The following is a 16,286-nucleotide window of genomic DNA, read 5'->3' on the forward strand; positions in this document are numbered from 1 at the left end:
CTTCGTCCCACGCGGCAAGTCGAGGTACTCCTCAACAAGCAACTCGATCTCCGCGACCGACAAGTTCGGCTTAGCACTCATCACGTTCCTTCCTGGAACCGACTCACACACAGCTTGGCACGCATTGGAAATGCTGGTACCGGCCAGTAGAACCCGTATCGGGGATTGACTTACGACGCGAGGCGCCCGACTGCGGCGTCGATCCGCTCGTCGGTCCCGGTGAGCGTCATCCGGATGTGCTGCGCGCCGGCAGGGCCGTAGAAGTCGCCGGGGGCGACGAGGATGCCGCGCTGCGCCAGCCACAGCTGGGAGTCGCGGCCGTCCTCACCGCGGGTGGCCCACAGATACAGGCCGGCCTCGGAGTCGTCGATGCGGAATCCGGCACCCAGCAGCGCGGTGCGGAGCTTCTCGCGCCGGACGCGGTAACGCTCGCGCTGGGCCTCGACGTGGGTGTCGTCGGTCAGCGCGGCGACCATCGCACCCTGGATCGGGAACGGCACGATCATGCCCATGTGCTTGCGGACGGCGAGCAGTTCGGCGATCAGCGCACGGTCGCCGGCGAGGAAACCGGCCCGGTAGGACGCCAGATTCGACACCTTCGACAGCGAGTGCACCGCGATGATGCCGGTGTGGTCGCCGCCGCAGACGTCCGGGTGCAGCACCGAGTGGGCCGAGCCCTCCCAGGTCAGCCCGAGGTAGCACTCGTCGGAGACGACCACGGCGCCGCGCTCGCGTGCCCAGTCGACGATGCCGCGCAGCTGCTCGGCACTCTGCACCCGGCCGGTCGGGTTCGACGGACTGTTCAGGTAGATCAGGACCGGTTCCCGCCCACCGATCGCCTCGACGGTGTCGGCACGCAGGACCCGGGCACCGGCCAGCAGCGCGCCGACCTCGTAGGTGGGATACGCGACCTCCGGGATCACCACCGTCTCGCCTGCGGGCACACCGATCTGCGACGGCAACCCGGCGATCGCCTCCTTGGTCCCGATCACCGGCAGGATCGACGCCTCATCCAGGCCGGTGATCCCGAAGCGGCGGGACAGCGCCGCCGCGGCGGCGGCGCGCAGCTCTGCGGTTCCGACGGTCGCCGGGTAGCCGGGGAACTCGGATGCGGCGGCCAACGCCTCGCGGATCAGCGGATCGACCGGGTCGACGGGGGTGCCGACCGAGAGGTCGACGATGCCGTCCGGATGCGCCGTCGCCGCCGCTTTGGCCGCGGCGATGGTGTCCCAGGGGAAGTCCGGCAGGCCGGTGCTCACCGGCGTGAGGCGAGTGTCCGACAGTCGGTGCGCAGCAGCCACGGCAGCGATCAGTCCTCGTCGCCCATCGGCGGCAGCGCCTTGATGAAGGGCGGGTCGAACTCGGTCTTGCCGACCTTGCTGGCGCCGCCGGGCGAGCCGAGCTTGTCGAAGAAGTCGACGTTGGCGCTCACGTACGGTTCCCACTCGTCGGGCACATCATCTTCGTAGAAGATCGCCTCCACGGGGCACACCGGCTCGCACGCACCGCAGTCGACGCACTCGTCGGGCTGGATGTAGAGCATGCGCCCGCCCTCGTAGATGCAGTCGACGGGGCACTCTTCCACGCAGGCGCGGTCGAGGACGTCAACGCAGGGCTCAGCGATGATGTAGGTCACTACACGTTCTCCTTCACTGCACGATCAGCGCTCCGCACCCAGGGCTGATGGACGCAGAGGAATCATGTCGACCCTAAGAGTATCCACTGCGCCCCCGCCGACTCGACTCGCGCCCCGGCCCGGCCGCGCGACCTGGGACGAATATTGCGCAGCCTGAGGAAAATAGGGCGCCGCTCCCGCTCCACCCACCGCCACGTCCACTGCGAGGCACGTCACAACGGCGACAACTACCGACTTGATACCCCCTGGGGTATCGTCGTCTCATACCCCAGGGGGTATCAAGCGAGCAAAGGAGACAGCGAATGAGGATCGTCATCGTCGGCGGCGTCGCCGGTGGAATGAGCGCTGCGGCACGTCTTCGCAGGCGCGACGAGAACGCGGAGATCATCGTCTTCGAACGCGGCGAGCACCCGTCGTTCGCCAACTGCGGCCTGCCCTACTACGTGAGCGGCGAGATCAGCGAGGAGTCGTCCCTGCTGGTGCAGACTCCCGAGTCGCTCAAGGAGTCCCTCGACATCGACGTCCGCATCCGCCACGACGTGATCGGCGTCGATGCGAAGGCGCAGACCGTCCGGGTCCGCCACGACGGTCGAGTCGACGACTGGGAGTACGACGCGCTCATCCTCTCCCCCGGCGCCTCGGCGCTGCGGCCCCCACTGCCCGGCCTCGACTCACCGCGGGTCCAGACCCTGCGGACGGTCGGCGACGCGGTCGCCATGCGCGAGCAGGTCGACGTCGGCGCCCGCCGCGCCGTCGTGCTCGGGGCCGGGTTCATCGGCCTGGAGGCCGCCGAGGGCCTGCGCATGCAGGGCCTGACCGTCGACGTCGTCGAGCTGGCGCCGCACGTGCTGCCGCCGCTGGAGACCGAGCAGGCCGCGCTGATCGAGGGCGAACTCGCCGCGATGGGCATCACCGTGCACACCGGTGTCGCCGCGACCGCCATCGAACCCGAGACCGACCACGACACCGTGATCCTGGCCGACGGCACCCGGATCGCCGCCGACGTGATCGTCCTGTCGGTCGGCGTTCGCCCCGACACCGCGGTCTTCGAGGCCGCGGGCGTCGAATGCGACCGCGGCGCGATCGTCGTCGACGAGCACGGTCGGACCAACCTGGACCGGATCTGGGCCGTCGGCGACGCCACCGTCAGCACCGACGCGGTCACCGGCCTGCGACGCCCGGTGGCGCTCGCCGGTCCCGCCAACCGCGCCGGCCGACTGGTCGCCGACCACATCGTCGACCCGGCGTCGGCGCGTCCGATCCCGCAGCCGGTCGGCACCGCGATCGTCCGGGTCGGCGAGTTGACCGCGGCGATGACCGGCGCCAACCGCGCCGCGCTGACCGCTGCCGGCATCGACTTCGAGACCGTTCACCTGCACCCGGGCAGCCACGCCGGCTACTTCCCCGGCGCCGAACAGATCCATCTGCTGATGCACATGCGCCGCAGCGACGGACTCGTCGTCGGCGCGCAGGCGGTCGGCGCGGACGGCGTCGACAAGCGGATCGATGTGCTCGCGACCGCCGTCCGCAACCAGATGACCGGCCCGGACCTGATGGACCTCGATCTCGCGTACGCGCCGCCCTTCGGTTCGGCGAAGGACCCGGTGAATCTGGCGGGCATGCTCGCCGAGAACGTCCTGAGCGGGTCGCTCGAGCTGTGGCACGCCGACCGGTTCGACGAGCCCGGGTACCTGCTGCTCGACGTCCGCGGCCCCGACGAGCAGGACGAGGACCCCGTCGCCGATGCGCTGTGCATCCCGCACACGCAGGTCCGCGAGCGTCTCGACGAGATCCGCGACGCCGCGGCCGGCCGTCCGATCCGCGTGCTGTGCGCCAGCGGGATGCGCTCCTACCTGGCCTACCGGGTGCTGACCGCCGCGGGCCTGGCGGCGGCCAACCTGTCGGGCGGCCTGCTGACGCTGCGGGCCTACCAGCGCGGCCGCGCCGGAGAACTCACTCCCGCTTAACACCGCCCCGTCCGGGCGCCGACAATCCGCGAAAGACCACGAAGGAGATCCCCATGTGCCAGCAAGCGACCTGCCGAACCTGCGGAAAGACCACCTGGCGCGGCTGCGGCCGCCACGTCGATCAGGTCATGCGCGGGGTGCCCGCCGCCAAGCGCTGCGCCGGACACCCGAAGGAACCGGGCCTGTTCGCCCGTCTCTTCGGCGGGAAGTAGCCCCGGCCGCCGGGAGTCAGGCCAGGCCGACTCCCAGCAGCGGCGCATCGACCGACCCGTACTCGGTGGTCCGCTGTCGCGGATGGCGCCCGATGCCGGTGACGATGTCGTGCAGCTCCGCGACGGTCTTCGCCGACCCGTGCTGACTGCCCGCCATGCGCGAGATGGTCTCCTCCATCAGCGTGCCGCCGAGGTCGTCGGCACCGCCGCGCAGCATGATGCGCGTGCCCTCGACGCCGAGCTTGACCCAGCTGGTCTGCACGTGATCGATCCGGCCGTGCAGCATCAGCCGCGCCAACGCGTGAACGGCGCGGTTCTCCCGCCGGGTGGGTCCGGGCCGGGAGGCGCCCGCCAGATACAGCGGCGACGACTGGTGCACGAAGGGCAGCGGCACGAACTCGGTGAAGCCGCCGGTGCGATCCTGGATGCCGCGCAGCGTGTTCAGGTGTCCCACCCAGTGCCGCGGGGAGTCGACGTGGCCGTACATCATCGTCGAACTCGACGGGATGCCCAGCTCGTGGGCGGTGGTGATGACCTCGATCCACGCCGCGGTCGGGAGTTTGCCCTTGGTGAGGATCCAGCGGACCTCGTCGTCGAGGATCTCCGCGGCGGTCCCGGGGATCGAGCCCAGTCCGGCCTCCTTCAACGCCGACAGCCAGTCGCGGATCGACTCGCCGCCGCGGGAGGCGCCGTTGACGATCTCCATCGGGCTGAAGGCGTGCACGTGCATCGAGGGCACCCGATCCTTGATCGCGCGGACCAGGTCGGCGTAGCCGCCGACCGGCAGCTCCGGATCGATGCCGCCCTGCATGCAGATCTCGGTGGCGCCGTCGACGTGCGCCTCCCAGGCGCGGTCGGCGACCTCGGCGGTCGACAGGGTGAAGGCGTCGGCGTCGCCCTTGCGCTGAGCGAATGCGCAGAACCGGCAGCCGGTGTAGCAGATGTTGGTGAAGTTGATGTTCCGGTTCACCACGTAGGTGACGTCGTCGCCGACCACGTCGGCGCGGATCGAGTCGGCAAGGGCGGCCAGCGCGTCGAGGCCCGGACCGTCGGCTTCGGCGAGCGCCAGATAGTCGTCGTCGGACAGTCCGGCCGGATCGTTCTCGGCGCGCCGCAGGGCCGCCGCGACCTCCGAGTCCAGATGCGCCGGGGCCGACGCGCCCAGGCTGAGCACCTGCTCGCGGATGGTGTCCCAGTCGCCGAAGGCGTTGTCGATGTCGCTGCGGGTGTCGGTGTTGCGGCCGTCGACGTCGATCGCGGAGTTCAGGTCGACGCGCCCCGACGAGGCCCAGTCGTCGTCGGGCTCCTGCCAGGGCAGCCCGGCCGGGATGACGTCGGCGGCCAGCCCGGTGACCGGGTCGGCCAGTGCCGCCACGTGGGCGGCGATCCGCGGATCGATCCACGGATTGCCCGCCTTGACGTACTTCGGTTGCGCGGCGGTCCGCTCCACCAGCCGGTATCCGGCGGCGGCGGTGATCTCGGCGAGCGTGTCGAGATTGGGCCACGGACGCTCGGGGTTGACGTGGTCGGGCGTCAGCGGCGAGACCCCGCCCCAGTCGTCGACGCCCGCGGCGATCAACGCCAGGCACTCGTCGGTCGACACCAGGTTCGGCGGCGCCTGGATCCGCATCCGCGGACCGAGCACCAGCCGGGCGACGGCGATCGCGGCCAGGAACTGCGCCATCTCGGCGTCCGGTGCGCCGCGCATCGCCGTGTCGGGCTTGGCCCGGAAGTTCTGCACGATCACTTCCTGGATGTGTCCGAAAGCCTTGTGTGACTTACGGATCGCGAAGATCGACTCGGCGCGCTCGGTACGGTTCTCACCGATGCCCACCAGGATCCCGGTGGTGAACGGCACCGACAGCCGGCCGGCGTCGGTCAGCACGCGCAGCCGAACCTCCGGATCCTTGTCGGGGCTGCCGTAGTGGCATTCGCCCTTGTCGGTGAACAGTCGCCGCGCGGTGGTCTCGAGCATCATGCCCATCGACGGCGCGACCGGCTTGAGGCGGTTGATCTCCTGCCAGCTCATCACCCCGGGGTTCAGGTGCGGCAGGAGTCCGGTCTCCTCCAGCACCCGGATCGCGGCGGCACGCACGTAGTCGAGGGTCGAGTCGTAGCCGCGTTCGTCGAGCCACGCCGCGGCCTCGGGCCACCGATCCTCGGGCCGGTCGCCGAGGGTGAACAGGGCCTCCTTGCAGCCGAGCTCGGCACCGCGGCGGGCGACGTCGACGATCTCGTCGATCTCCATGTACATGCCCTTGCCCTCGCGCGCGAGCTTGCCGGGCACGGTGACGAAGGTGCAGTAGTGGCATCGGTCCCGGCACAGGTGGGTGATCGGGATGAACACCTTGCGGGAGTAGCTGACCTGCCCGGCGCGGCCGTCGGCCTCCAGACCGGCGTCACGGACCCGGCCGGCGGCGTCGCACAGCGCCGTCAGGTCGTCGCCGCGAGCGGCCAGCAGGACCGCCGCCTCGTCGACGTTGAGGACCGAACCGTCGCGCGCTCGCCGCAGGGCGCGACGCATGGCGGTCGCCGTCGGCGCCGCTTCGGCGGCGCCACCGCGGGCGGGTGGGACATCACTGGGAGAGATCGTCACTTCTCCGATGTTAGCCACGTCGCATTCATCGGGGCGGAGCGGCGCTGCTCAGGAGCCGGTCAGCTCCCGCATGCGCGCATTGGAGGCGTAGAACGCGGGCACGGCGAGTCCGCAGGCCAGCAGCAGCAACAGCCGCCAGTCGCCGATCAGGGCGCCGTTGCCCAGCAGCGGCAGCATCGCGGCGAGGGTGACCGCCGTCCACGCGACGAGCGGTGCGAACCGCCATCCCGAGCGCGTGTACGACGCCGCCAGCTTCAGGATCACCACATTGGCCACGCCGGCGATGACCGCGGTCACCGGAACCGGCCAGCCGCCGACCCTGATCATCAGGAAGGCCGCGGTCAGGATGCCCAGGAGGAGACCGCTGACGGTGAGGACCGCCAGCTCGATGCGACCGGCGACGCTCACCGGCCTGCCCCATCCGATTCGATCCCGTCCGGTTCGGCCCCGCTGAACTCCACCCCGTCGAACAGATCGGTCTCCCGTTCCCCGGCGGTCGCCGGGACATCGGTGCGGATGAAGTACTCGGTCGGCGCGACCGGCGTGACGATATTGTTGCTCAGCGCGTACTCGGTGCCCGACGGTGCGACCGTCACCTGGGTGGCGTGCGCCGCCAGTGCCCGCACCTTGCGCTCGAACACCTCGCTGACGTCGACCGCCGCGGTGATCTGCTCATCGGGATAGCTGGGCAGCTCGCCGTCGGCGGGCATCCGCCACCCGGCGGGCACGTGCGTGATCGCCGCCAGTCCCCGCTCGAGTTCGGAACGCTCGCTGACCGACTCGTAGACCTTGAAGCGCCGGCCGAGACGGTCCTGCGCCACCGGGATCGCCGCGCGCGTCACCTCGTGGACTCGCACATGGTCGGGATGGCCGTAGGTGCCTGCCGCGTCGTAGGTCACGACCACCTGCGGCGCGAACTCGACGAGTTCATCGACGAGGGCGGCCGTCAGGTCCGACAGCGGTGCGCGCGCCAGGGCGCGCGGATGATCCGCGGACGGCGTGCCCGCCATCCCGGAATCGCGCCAGCGGCCCGCGCCCCCGAGGAATCGTGGTTCGGGTCCGGCGACGCCGGGCGGGGTCAGGGCGGCGAGCGCCGCGCGCAGTTCGCCGATCCGATAGCCGCCGAGTTGGTCGGCCCCGCCGTCGGCGACCAGCTGCGCCCACTGGCGGCCGATCACCTCCCCCTGCTCGCCGAGGGTGAAGGTCACCACCCGCACCGCCACGCCTCGTGCCAGGTACGCGGCGATGGTCCCGCCGGTCATGATCGTCTCGTCGTCGGGGTGCGCGTGGACCAGCAGCAGCCGAGCCGGTTCGGTTCGCCCGCGCTGCGGGGTGCCGGGCCCGCTCACGGCAGCACCCAACGCTGGGCGTCGCCGAAGACCGCGACCTGAATCGGCCCGTCCAGACCGACCCCGGTGATCCGGTCGGTGACCGCGGAGAACACGGTGTCCTGGAAGATCGGCAGGTACACCGCCTGCTCGGCGAGCAGTTCCTCGGCCTCCCGCAACTGCGCGGTCGGATCCTCCGAGCGCATGGCCTCGTCGGAGAGGGCGATCAGCGTCGGATCGCACAGTCCGGAGATGTTGCCGGTGTAGCTCTCGTCGGCCGAGACCTTGGTCTCCGGCTTCGCCGAGGTGGTCGTCGGACTGCCCGACGGCGACGTGGGGAGCACGGTCTGCTCCGCCGAGCCGTCGCTGTCCGGCTCGACCGTGTGGGCGCCGGCCTCGGTGCCCTTCGGCGGTGCCTGGCAGGCCACCTGGGAGGCGAGCTCGGTGGCCGGGCTGCCGCCGACACCGGTCCACCCGACGACCAGGTCCACGCGTCCGGAGGTCAGCGCCTGACCGTACAGCTCGGTGTTCGACATGCCGATGACGGCCGCCCGCACCCCGCGCGAGCGCAGTTGGTCGGCCATCGTCTCAGCGGCCGACATGGTCCGCGGGTCGGTGTTGGTCGCACCGATCCGCACCACCAGGTCGGTGCCGTCGGACTGGATCGGCGCCGTGCCCGCCGGGAGGGCGGGAACGTCGGCGGGGACGGGCGCGGCGGACGTCGTCGGCGCGGCGGATGTCGTCGGCGCGGCGCTGTCTGAACTCGCAGGCGGCGGCGCCGGTGCGGGAGACGGCGGCGGGGCCGGCCGATAGCCCGCCGTCGCGAGCAGCGCCAGCACCTCGTCGGCCGACGGTCGCGCCCGATCGACGGGCGTGTACCCGGCGTCGGAGGGCGCGTAGACGGTGTTGGCGAAGGGGGTGACGACGTCGTCGCCGGCGGCCGCCGCGGTGATCAGACGGCCGTCGAGCATTCCGAGGATCGCCGTGCGCACGGACTTCGAGGCCATCGTCGCCGACCGGGCGTTCACGTTCACCGCCAGCGCGCGGGTGGTCGGCAACCGGGTGCTGTGCACGCCCGGGATGGCGCCCAGCTCCGCGGCCGACGCGGGTCCGATCGGCAGGGCGGCGAGCGTCGAGTCGCCGTTGCGGATGGTCTGGGCCATCTGCTGCGGGGTGCCCGCCTTCCGCAGCACCACCTGATCGACCTCCGGCGGCTTGCGCCAGTACCGGTCGTTGCGGATCAGCCGGACCTCTTCGCGGGCGCGGTCGATGGAGTAGATGGAGAACGGCCCCGCGGTGACCGGCTTGCCCTTGTCCATGCCCGCCTGGAATCCGGTCGGGTCCGACCGCAGGGTGTGGCTGGGCAGCAGATTGTCGAAGAGCTGCCGCCAGTCCGGATACTGATCGGTGAAGGTGACGGTGACGACCTTGCCGCCGCCGGAGGTCTGCACGTCGGAGATCGCGCGGTACCCGGCCGGCCGAATGACGTTGGGCTGACGCGACATCTGCTCCCACAGGTAGTGGAAGTCGTCGCCGGTCACCGGCAGCCCGTCCGACCACTGGGCGTCGGCGACGATCTTGTACTCCACCTGGAAGGGCTGATACGAGACCACCTCCGCCGAGGTGAGCAGCGCGTCGTTCATGCGCCACTGCACCCCGTCTGGCGTGTTGACCGGGGTGAAGGGGCTGGGCAGCGTCATCGCGGCGATCGCCGTCGTCACCGTGCCCTGATCGGCGCCCAGATGCGGGTTGAAGCCCGCACCGATCGCGTCGGTCGCGACGGTGACCGTCCGCTCGTCCGGGTACTCGTTGGGCGTGTGCGTCGGCAGCGTCTCGCGCACCGGGGGCGGCGGATCGGCCATGCACGCGGTGGCCGTCACCCCGACCAGTCCAGCCATTGCGATCGCGGCCACACGCGTCCGCACGGTCCTCATCCGCACTTCCCCTTCACTGCTTCACTGCACCGACGGTTTCATTGCTTCACTGCACCGACGGTGCCGACCGGCCCCCGGAGGGGCCGCCGCTCGTCAGGCGTTGGCGTCGCGCGCCTTGGCCCGCGAACGCTCGCGGGCACGGGTCGACGCGTCCAGATTGACCTTACGCACACGGCACACCTCGGGCGTCACCTCGACGCACTCGTCGGCCGCGCAGAACTCCATCGCCGCCTCGAGGTCGAGCTCCATCGGCTTGGCGAGGGTCTCCATGACGTCGGCCGACGACTGACGCATGTTGGTGAGCTTCTTCTCGCGGGTGACGTTGATGTCGAGGTCCTCCTGGCGGGGGTTGATGCCCACCACGTGGCCCTCGTAGCTGTCGTCGCCGGGGTTGACGAAGAATGTGCCGCGGTCGGCGAGCTGGATCATCGCGAAAGGCGTGACGCTGCCGGCGCGGTCGGAGACGAGCGAGCCGGTGTGGCGGGCCCGGATCTCCCCGGCCCACGGGCCGTACTCGTGGAAGACGGCGTTGGCGATGCCGGTGCCACGGGTCTCGGTCATGAAGTCGGTGCGGAACCCGATCAGACCGCGCGAGGGCACCTCGAACTCCATCCGAACCCAGCCGCTGCCGTGGTTGTTCATCTGCTCCATGCGGCCCTTGCGGGCGGCCAGCAGCTGCGTGACCGCACCCAGGTACTCCTCGGGCACGTCGATGGTCAGGTGCTCGAAGGGCTCGTAGGTCTTGCCGTCGACCTTGCGGGTGACCACCTGCGGCTTGCCGACGGTCAGCTCGAAGCCTTCGCGGCGCATCTGCTCGACGAGGATGGCCAGCGCCAGCTCACCGCGGCCCTGCACCTCCCAGGCGTCGGGGCGGCCGATGTCCTGCACGCGCAGCGAGACGTTGCCGATCAGTTCGCTGTCCAGGCGGTCCTTGACCATGCGCGCGGTGAGCTTGTGGCCCTTGATGCGGCCGGCCAGCGGCGAGGTGTTGGTGCCGATGACCGCCGAGATGGCGGGCTCGTCGACCTGGATGCGCGGCAGCGCGACGGCGTTCTCCGGGTCGGCGAGGGTGTCGCCGATCATGATCTCGGCCATGCCCGCGACCGCGACGATGTCGCCCGCGACGGCCTCTTCGGCCGGGGCTCGGTCGACGCCGAGGGTGACCAGCAGCTCGGTGATCTTGGCGCGCTCGACGACCTGCTCGCCGTCGACCTCGCGCATCCACGCCACCTGCTGGCCCTTGCGGAGCCGGCCGTTGTGGATGCGGACCAGGCCGAGACGGCCCAGGAAGGGCGAGGCGTCGAGGTTGGTGACGTGCGCCTGCAGCGGCGCGTCCACGTCGCCCTTGGGGGCCGGGACGTTGTTGATGAGGACGTCGAACAGCGGATCGAGGTTGTCGCCCTCGGGGACGTTGCCGTTCTCGGGCTGCTGGGTGCTGGCGATGCCCGCGCGCCCGGAGGCGAACAGGACCGGCAGGTCCAGGGCCAGCTCAGCGGCCTCGGCGGCCTCCTCGTCGAGGTCGGAGGCCAGGTCGAGGAGCAGATCCTGCGCCTCGGTGACGATCTCGCCGATGCGGGCGTCGGGGCGGTCGGTCTTGTTGACGACGAGGATGACGGGCAGCGACGCGGACAGCGCCTTGCGCAGCACGAAGCGGGTCTGCGGCAGCGGTCCCTCGGAGGAGTCGACGAGCAGCACCACACCGTCGACCATCGACAGCGCGCGCTCGACCTCGCCGCCGAAGTCGGCGTGGCCGGGGGTGTCGATGACGTTGATGACGTACTCGGTGCCGTCCGGCTGCCGACGATGCACAGCGGTGTTCTTGGCGAGAATGGTGATGCCCTTCTCGCGTTCGAGGTCGCCGGAGTCCATGACGCGGTCCACCAGTTCGGCGCGTTCTCCGAACACTCCGGACTGACGCAGCATCGCGTCGACCAAGGTGGTCTTGCCGTGGTCGACGTGCGCCACGATCGCGACGTTGCGGAAGTTGGTGACTGCGCTCACTAAGGTCTCTTTCGTATCTGGTCTGGGTGGTTGCAGCGCCCCTCGGCGGGGCGGGCTGATCAACCCGTTAAGGGTACGGCAAGCCACGGCCCGTCCGCGACGCACTCTTGCGCAACGATGGTTAGCCTGCGCTAAAATCTCGTCATGGGAAAGACCAGCCCGGCGAAGGTCGCAGATCTGAAGCCGAAGAAGAAGTGCTGCAAGAAGTCGACGCGCTGCCTGCGCTGCCCGGTGGTCATCCACCGGATGAAGAAGATCGACTGCGCGCACCTGTCGAAGAAGGACGCCAACAAGGCGCTCAAGAAGGCCCGCGCCGCCTGAGCCGCAGGTCATCGACCATTTCCCGCGCCCAGCCGAGATCGTTGGGCACCACCTCCCCCGCCGCGCACATGGCTTCGATCCGATCGGCGTCGACCCAGCGGAGTGCCCGATGCTCCACCGCGCGAGGCGTTCCCGAGACGATCTCGGCGCGCAGGGCGACCAGGGTCAAGCCGGTCCGCGGCCGCACGATGTCGGCCAGTGGCGCGCCGACGCGAACGACAACGTCGAGTTCCTCACACAATTCGCGCGCGAGCGCCTGTGCGGGCGTCTCGTCCGACTCCACCTTGCCGCCGGGCAGCTCCCACAGGCCTGCGACCTCGGCCGGATAGTCCCGCTGAGCCAGCAGCAGCCGATCGCCGCGCACGAGCGCGCCGGCCACCACCAGCACCTCCGCGCTCATCGGCCGGTCACCGCCAGAGCGCCCGCGTTCAGCGTCAGGCGCACGGTGTCGCCGACGCGCACCGAGCGCGCGCAGACCCCTTCGACGGTCTGCTCGCCCAGCCGGACCCGCACCCGCCACGCCGACACCAGGGCGGCGACCTGCTCGACCACTGCGGTGCCGTCCGGATCCGGCTCGACCACCACCGCCTCCGGCCGCAGGCCCACCCGACACGGGCCCGCCGCCGGGACGCCGAAACCCGCCTCGTCGTCGAGCGGCACCGCGCCCAGGTCGGTGCGCAGCATCCGTCCGTCCACCGCGCCGTCGATCACCGTGCGCGCACCGAGGAAGGCGGCGACCTCCTCGTCGAGCGGTCGGTGCCACAGCCTGGAGGTCGCATCGGTCTGCACGATCGAACCGCCGCGCATCACCGACACCGTGTCGGCCATCAGGGCCGCCTCCCGGTGGTCGTGGGTGACCAGCACCGTCGGGGTGCCCGCTTCGCGGACGATCGCGCCGATCGCCTCGGCCAGCGCCTCGCGCAGCTGCGCGTCGACGGCCGCGAGGGGCTCGTCGAGCAGCAGCAGCCGCGGCCGCGGCGCCAGCGCGCGGGCCAGAGCGACCCGCTGGGCCTGACCGCCCGACAGCGCCGACACCGGCCGGTCCTGAAAACCGCCCAGTTGGACGAGGTCGAGCAGCTCGGCCACCCGCCGCTGCGCCGCCGCACCCCGGATCCCCCGCCGGGCGAGTCCGTAGCCGATGTTCTGCCGCACCGTCCGGCCCGGGAACAGCTGGCCGTCCTGGAAGACGACGCCGAAGTCGCGGCGATGCGGCGCCACGCCGGCCAGGTCGCGACCGTCCCACGAGATCGTGCCCGCGGCAACCGGTTCCAGACCGGCGATCGCCCGCAGCAGCGTCGACTTGCCGCAGCCCGACGGTCCGAGCAGAGCGGTCACCGTGCGCGCGCCGGTGCCGACCTCCCAGCGCACGTCCCGCAGCGCCGTGAAGGCGCCGTACCGGACGATCACCCCGTCAATCGTCAGCATCCGTGTCCGCCCTTCCGTTCCGGCCCTCGCCGATCACCTCGATGGCGGCGATCACCGCCGCGCTGACCACGACCAGCAACACCGACGCCGCCATCGCCGTCGCCAGGTTGACCGCGCCCGGTCGGCTCATCAGCGAGCCGATCAGCACCGGGAGCGTGGTGGTGTCCGCGCGGGCCAGGAAGCTGGTCGCGCCGAACTCACCGACCGCCATGACGAAGGAGAACCCCGCTGCCGCGCCCAGCGAACGAGCGGTCAGGCGGAGGTCGACGGAGATCAGCACCCACCACGGGCCCGCACCGAGGGTACGGGCCGCGTCGCGCAGCCGGCCGGGGACCTGATTGAGCGCCGGGATCATGACGCCCGCCACGACCGGCACCGCCAACAGCGCCTGCACCGCGGGAATCACGAGCGGCGACTGGACCGCCGCGGTCGGCAGTGTGCCGATCACGAGCAGGTAGCCGAAGCCGAGGGTGACGGCGCTGACCCCCAGCGGCAGCACCGCCAGCACCGCGGTCACCCGGCCCGGCAGGCCGCCGCCGCGGGTCACCCCGAGGGCTACGAGCAGGCCGATCACCACGGCCAGGACCATCGCCGCCAGCGCGCTGGTCAGGGAGTAGCGCAGCGCGTCGAGCGCCGACGGGCCATAGGTGTCGTCGGCCAGCGCACGGTAGCCGGCCGCCGACCACGCCCGCCCGTCCGGGCGCACCGACCGCACCGCCAGCGCGATCAGCGGCAGCAGCAGCCACACCACGGCCCAGGCCAGGACGACGAGCACGACCACCCGCACCGCACCGCGCGGGCGCCGCCGGTGTTCGCGACCCAGCACCGGCGGTCTGCTGATCGTGCTGCGACCGGCGACGACGCGTGCGAGCAGCAGGGCGCAGGCCACCACGATGATCTGCAGCACCGACAGCGCCACGGCTTCGGGGATCCGGAAGTAGCCGATCGCCTGCTGATAGATCTCGGTCTCGAGAGTCCGCGCGGTGCCGTCGCCGAGAATGACGATCACGCCGAAGCTGGTGGAGCAGAACAGGAACACCAGGGTCGCGGCGGCGGCGGTCGCCGGCAGGATCCGGGGCACCACCACGTCGATGAAGGCGCGCAGCGGCGTCGCCCCCAGGGTGCGCGCCGCCTCGACCGTCCGCGGGTCGATCTGCCGCCAGGCTGCGGTGACCACCCGCACCACGACGGCGACGTTGAGGAAGATGTGCGCGAGCAGGATCGCGGGCCATCCGCCCCGGATGCCGAGGAAGTCGAGCGGGCCGGTCAGCAGCGCCCGGAAGGCCACGCCGACGACGACGGTCGGCAGCACGAAGGGCACGGTGACCAGGATGCGCAGCAGCGCGCCCCCGCGCAGATGCACGGTCGACAACAACCACACGAGCGGCGCCGCGACCACCACCGACAGCACCGCCGACGCCGCGGCCTGCGCCAGCGTCACCCCCAGCAGGTGCCACCCGTGGGTGCGGGCGAGCAGTTCGCTCGCCCCCGCGCCGTGATCGTCGGTCAGGGCCCGACGCACCAGCGCGATCAGCGGCCAGGCGAACAGGACGACGACGAACCCCGCGGGCACCGCCGTCGCCGCCCGGACCGCGCGTGAGGAACCCGATCGAGCCGACCCCGATCGAGACGACCCCGACTCGGTCATGCTCACCGTTTGACGATCGCGCGCCATTCGTTCAGCCATTGCTCACGATGGTCGTTGATGTACTGCGGCGACATGGTGACCGTCCACGCCGGGACGGGTGCGCGCTGGCGCCAGCCGCTGGGCAGCGCGATGCCCTTCTGCACCGGGTAGACGTACATGGCGGTCGGCAGCGCCGCCTGCACCTGCGGGGTGAGCATGAAGTCGACCAGCTTCTTGGCGCCCTCGGTGTTCGCCGCGCCCCGCAGGACGCCGATGTACTCGACCTGGGCGAAGCACGAGTCCAGCAGGGCACTGGTACCGGGCGTGGCGGCCGGGCTGGAGGCGTAGGAGACCACGACCGGCTTGTCACCGTGCCCGGCGCCCGCGCTGAACATCTGGTTGTAGCCGACTTCCCAGCCCGACACGATCTGGGCGCCGTTGTCGATCATCCCGCGCCAGTAGTCCTCGGCGCGGTCCTTGAAGCGGCCGATCGTCGCCAGCAGGAAGCCCATCCCGGGCGAGGACGTCGACGGGTCGAGCAGGACCGTCATGTCCCGGTAGGCGGGGTCGGTGAGCTGATCGAACTTCGTCGGCGGGGTGATGCCGTGCTTGTCGAACCAGGCGTCGTCGATGTTCATGCAGACGTCGCCGCGGTCGACGGCGGTGAGCTGTCCGGGCGCATCCTTGATGTTGTACTCGGCGGCCCCGTTCGCGGCGGCCGGAGAGACGTACGGCTCGAGCGCCTTCGCCTCGATCGGGCGGGCGGCGAAGGTGTTGTCGATGCCGAAGACCGCGTCGCCCTTCGGCGACCCGGGCGTCAACGAGACGACGGCCGAGAGCGCACCGGCGTCGCCGGAGCGCACGATTTTGAGCTCGAGTCCGGTCTGCCGGGTGAACTCGTCGACGAGGTTCGACGGGAGCTGGAACGAATCGTGGGTCAGCAGGGTCACCGTGTCGGCACTGTTCGTGCCGGACGCGCACGCCGCAGTCGATGCGATCAGGCTCACGGCCAGCGCCGCCACCACCGCTGACCTGCCACGTCGCCAGAACCGGGTTGTCATCTTCGGGTACGTCTCCTCACCTGAGCCGCCCCGAGAATTCGCGTCGGGGGCACCGACTCGTCACTGAGGCGAATCTAACCAGCTGACAGCGGTGTTCCGCATTTCGGTACCCGTCGACGTGTGATCCACGACAATCCCTTCAGTAACAATTGCCACACGCGTCTCAGTAGTTTCTCAC

The 16,286-nt window shown here is 70.9% G+C and carries 14 protein-coding genes; 3 read left to right on the forward strand and 11 right to left on the reverse strand.

The annotated features are described in order from the left end of the window. Positions 1-170: 170 nt before the first annotated feature. Both dapC and fdxA read right to left on the reverse strand, forming a co-directional pair. Positions 171-1,301 carry a succinyldiaminopimelate transaminase gene (gene dapC / locus AAFO60_RS05080; protein WP_347955093.1) on the reverse strand — a complete coding sequence of 377 codons (1,131 nt, stop codon included), beginning with the start codon at positions 1,299-1,301 and terminating at the stop codon, positions 171-173. Positions 1,302-1,309: 8 nt separating this feature from the next. Further along, positions 1,310-1,636 carry a ferredoxin gene (gene fdxA, locus AAFO60_RS05085; protein ID WP_347955094.1) on the reverse strand — a complete coding sequence of 109 codons (327 nt, stop codon included), beginning with the start codon at positions 1,634-1,636 and terminating at the stop codon, positions 1,310-1,312. Between the two features lie 302 nt (positions 1,637-1,938). On the opposite strand from fdxA, the gene AAFO60_RS05090 reads away from it, so the two are divergent. Together AAFO60_RS05090 and AAFO60_RS05095 are read left to right on the forward strand one after the other, a co-directional pair. Next, entirely contained in the window at positions 1,939-3,603 is a 1,665-nt protein-coding gene (locus tag AAFO60_RS05090) for an FAD-dependent oxidoreductase (protein WP_347955095.1), read from the forward strand. Positions 3,604-3,656: 53 nt separating this feature from the next. Next, positions 3,657-3,815, forward strand: coding sequence for a hypothetical protein (locus AAFO60_RS05095; protein WP_347955096.1), 159 nt, complete (start codon positions 3,657-3,659; stop codon positions 3,813-3,815). 16 nt (positions 3,816-3,831) lie between these two features. On the opposite strand, the gene AAFO60_RS05100 is transcribed toward AAFO60_RS05095, so the two are convergent. The 5 genes from AAFO60_RS05100 to typA all read right to left on the reverse strand — a co-directional run bounded on the left by AAFO60_RS05100 (position 3,832) and on the right by typA (position 11,674). Beyond that, positions 3,832-6,411 (reverse strand): bifunctional FO biosynthesis protein CofGH, encoded by a 2,580-nt coding sequence (locus AAFO60_RS05100; RefSeq protein WP_432211691.1) that lies wholly within the window; start codon positions 6,409-6,411, stop codon positions 3,832-3,834. A 48-nt stretch (positions 6,412-6,459) separates the two neighbouring features. Continuing rightward, positions 6,460-6,819 (reverse strand): hypothetical protein, encoded by a 360-nt coding sequence (locus AAFO60_RS05105; protein WP_347955097.1) that lies wholly within the window; start codon positions 6,817-6,819, stop codon positions 6,460-6,462. Continuing rightward, a complete protein-coding gene (mshB, locus tag AAFO60_RS05110; protein ID WP_347955098.1) occupies positions 6,816-7,760 on the reverse strand; it encodes an N-acetyl-1-D-myo-inositol-2-amino-2-deoxy-alpha-D-glucopyranoside deacetylase in 945 nt (314 codons plus the stop codon). The genes AAFO60_RS05105 and mshB overlap by 4 nt, the downstream gene beginning before the upstream one ends. Further along, positions 7,757-9,673 (reverse strand): ABC transporter family substrate-binding protein, encoded by a 1,917-nt coding sequence (locus AAFO60_RS05115; protein WP_347955099.1) that lies wholly within the window; start codon positions 9,671-9,673, stop codon positions 7,757-7,759. The genes mshB and AAFO60_RS05115 overlap by 4 nt, the downstream gene beginning before the upstream one ends. A 93-nt stretch (positions 9,674-9,766) precedes the next feature. Beyond that, positions 9,767-11,674: a translational GTPase TypA gene (typA, locus tag AAFO60_RS05120; RefSeq protein ID WP_347955100.1), complete on the reverse strand. Its 1,908-nt coding sequence runs from the start codon at positions 11,672-11,674 to the stop codon at positions 9,767-9,769. Between the two features lie 144 nt (positions 11,675-11,818). Between typA and AAFO60_RS05125 the strand changes: the two genes are divergently transcribed. After that, positions 11,819-11,995 (forward strand): hypothetical protein, encoded by a 177-nt coding sequence (locus AAFO60_RS05125; RefSeq protein WP_347955101.1) that lies wholly within the window; start codon positions 11,819-11,821, stop codon positions 11,993-11,995. Here the strand turns inward: AAFO60_RS05125 and AAFO60_RS05130 are convergent. From AAFO60_RS05130 to AAFO60_RS05145, 4 genes are read right to left on the reverse strand one after another with little or no spacing between them, the layout of a single operon-like run. Beyond that, a complete protein-coding gene (locus AAFO60_RS05130) occupies positions 11,973-12,395 on the reverse strand; it encodes a (deoxy)nucleoside triphosphate pyrophosphohydrolase (RefSeq protein WP_347955102.1) in 423 nt (140 codons plus the stop codon). The two genes, AAFO60_RS05125 and AAFO60_RS05130, sit on opposite strands and share 23 nt — an antisense overlap. Further along, complete coding sequence (locus tag AAFO60_RS05135) at positions 12,392-13,420, reverse strand: ABC transporter ATP-binding protein (protein WP_347955103.1); 1,029 nt, start codon at positions 13,418-13,420, stop codon at positions 12,392-12,394. The genes AAFO60_RS05130 and AAFO60_RS05135 overlap by 4 nt, the downstream gene beginning before the upstream one ends. Next, the gene (locus tag AAFO60_RS05140) at positions 13,407-15,107 is read right to left on the reverse strand and encodes an ABC transporter permease (protein ID WP_347955104.1); all 1,701 of its coding nucleotides are present in this window, start codon (positions 15,105-15,107) and stop codon (positions 13,407-13,409) included. The genes AAFO60_RS05135 and AAFO60_RS05140 overlap by 14 nt, the downstream gene beginning before the upstream one ends. Continuing rightward, positions 15,071-16,108, reverse strand: coding sequence for a thiamine ABC transporter substrate-binding protein (locus AAFO60_RS05145; RefSeq protein WP_347955105.1), 1,038 nt, complete (start codon positions 16,106-16,108; stop codon positions 15,071-15,073). The genes AAFO60_RS05140 and AAFO60_RS05145 overlap by 37 nt, the downstream gene beginning before the upstream one ends. Positions 16,109-16,286 lie beyond the last annotated feature (178 nt).

Origin of the sequence: Gordonia aichiensis (assembly GCF_039946255.1) — a bacterium.
Taxonomy (GTDB): Bacteria; Actinomycetota; Actinomycetes; order Mycobacteriales; family Mycobacteriaceae; genus Gordonia; species Gordonia aichiensis_A.

Bases quoted from the DNA above. Each gene is read 5' to 3' on its own strand.
- AAFO60_RS05140 (WP_347955104.1), bottom strand. From the start codon at position 15,107: ATGGCTGAACGAATGGCGCGCGATCGTCAAACGGTGAGCATGACCGAG.
- AAFO60_RS05115 (WP_347955099.1), bottom strand. From the start codon at position 9,673: ATGAGGACCGTGCGGACGCGTGTGGCCGCGATCGCAATGGCTGGACTG.
- AAFO60_RS05130 (WP_347955102.1), bottom strand. From the start codon at position 12,395: ATGAGCGCGGAGGTGCTGGTGGTGGCCGGCGCGCTCGTGCGCGGCGAT.
- AAFO60_RS05125 (WP_347955101.1), top strand. From the start codon at position 11,819: ATGGGAAAGACCAGCCCGGCGAAGGTCGCAGATCTGAAGCCGAAGAAG.
- AAFO60_RS05145 (WP_347955105.1), bottom strand. From the start codon at position 16,108: ATGACAACCCGGTTCTGGCGACGTGGCAGGTCAGCGGTGGTGGCGGCG.
- AAFO60_RS05135 (WP_347955103.1), bottom strand. From the start codon at position 13,420: ATGCTGACGATTGACGGGGTGATCGTCCGGTACGGCGCCTTCACGGCG.
- AAFO60_RS05090 (WP_347955095.1), top strand. From the start codon at position 1,939: ATGAGGATCGTCATCGTCGGCGGCGTCGCCGGTGGAATGAGCGCTGCG.
- AAFO60_RS05095 (WP_347955096.1), top strand. From the start codon at position 3,657: ATGTGCCAGCAAGCGACCTGCCGAACCTGCGGAAAGACCACCTGGCGC.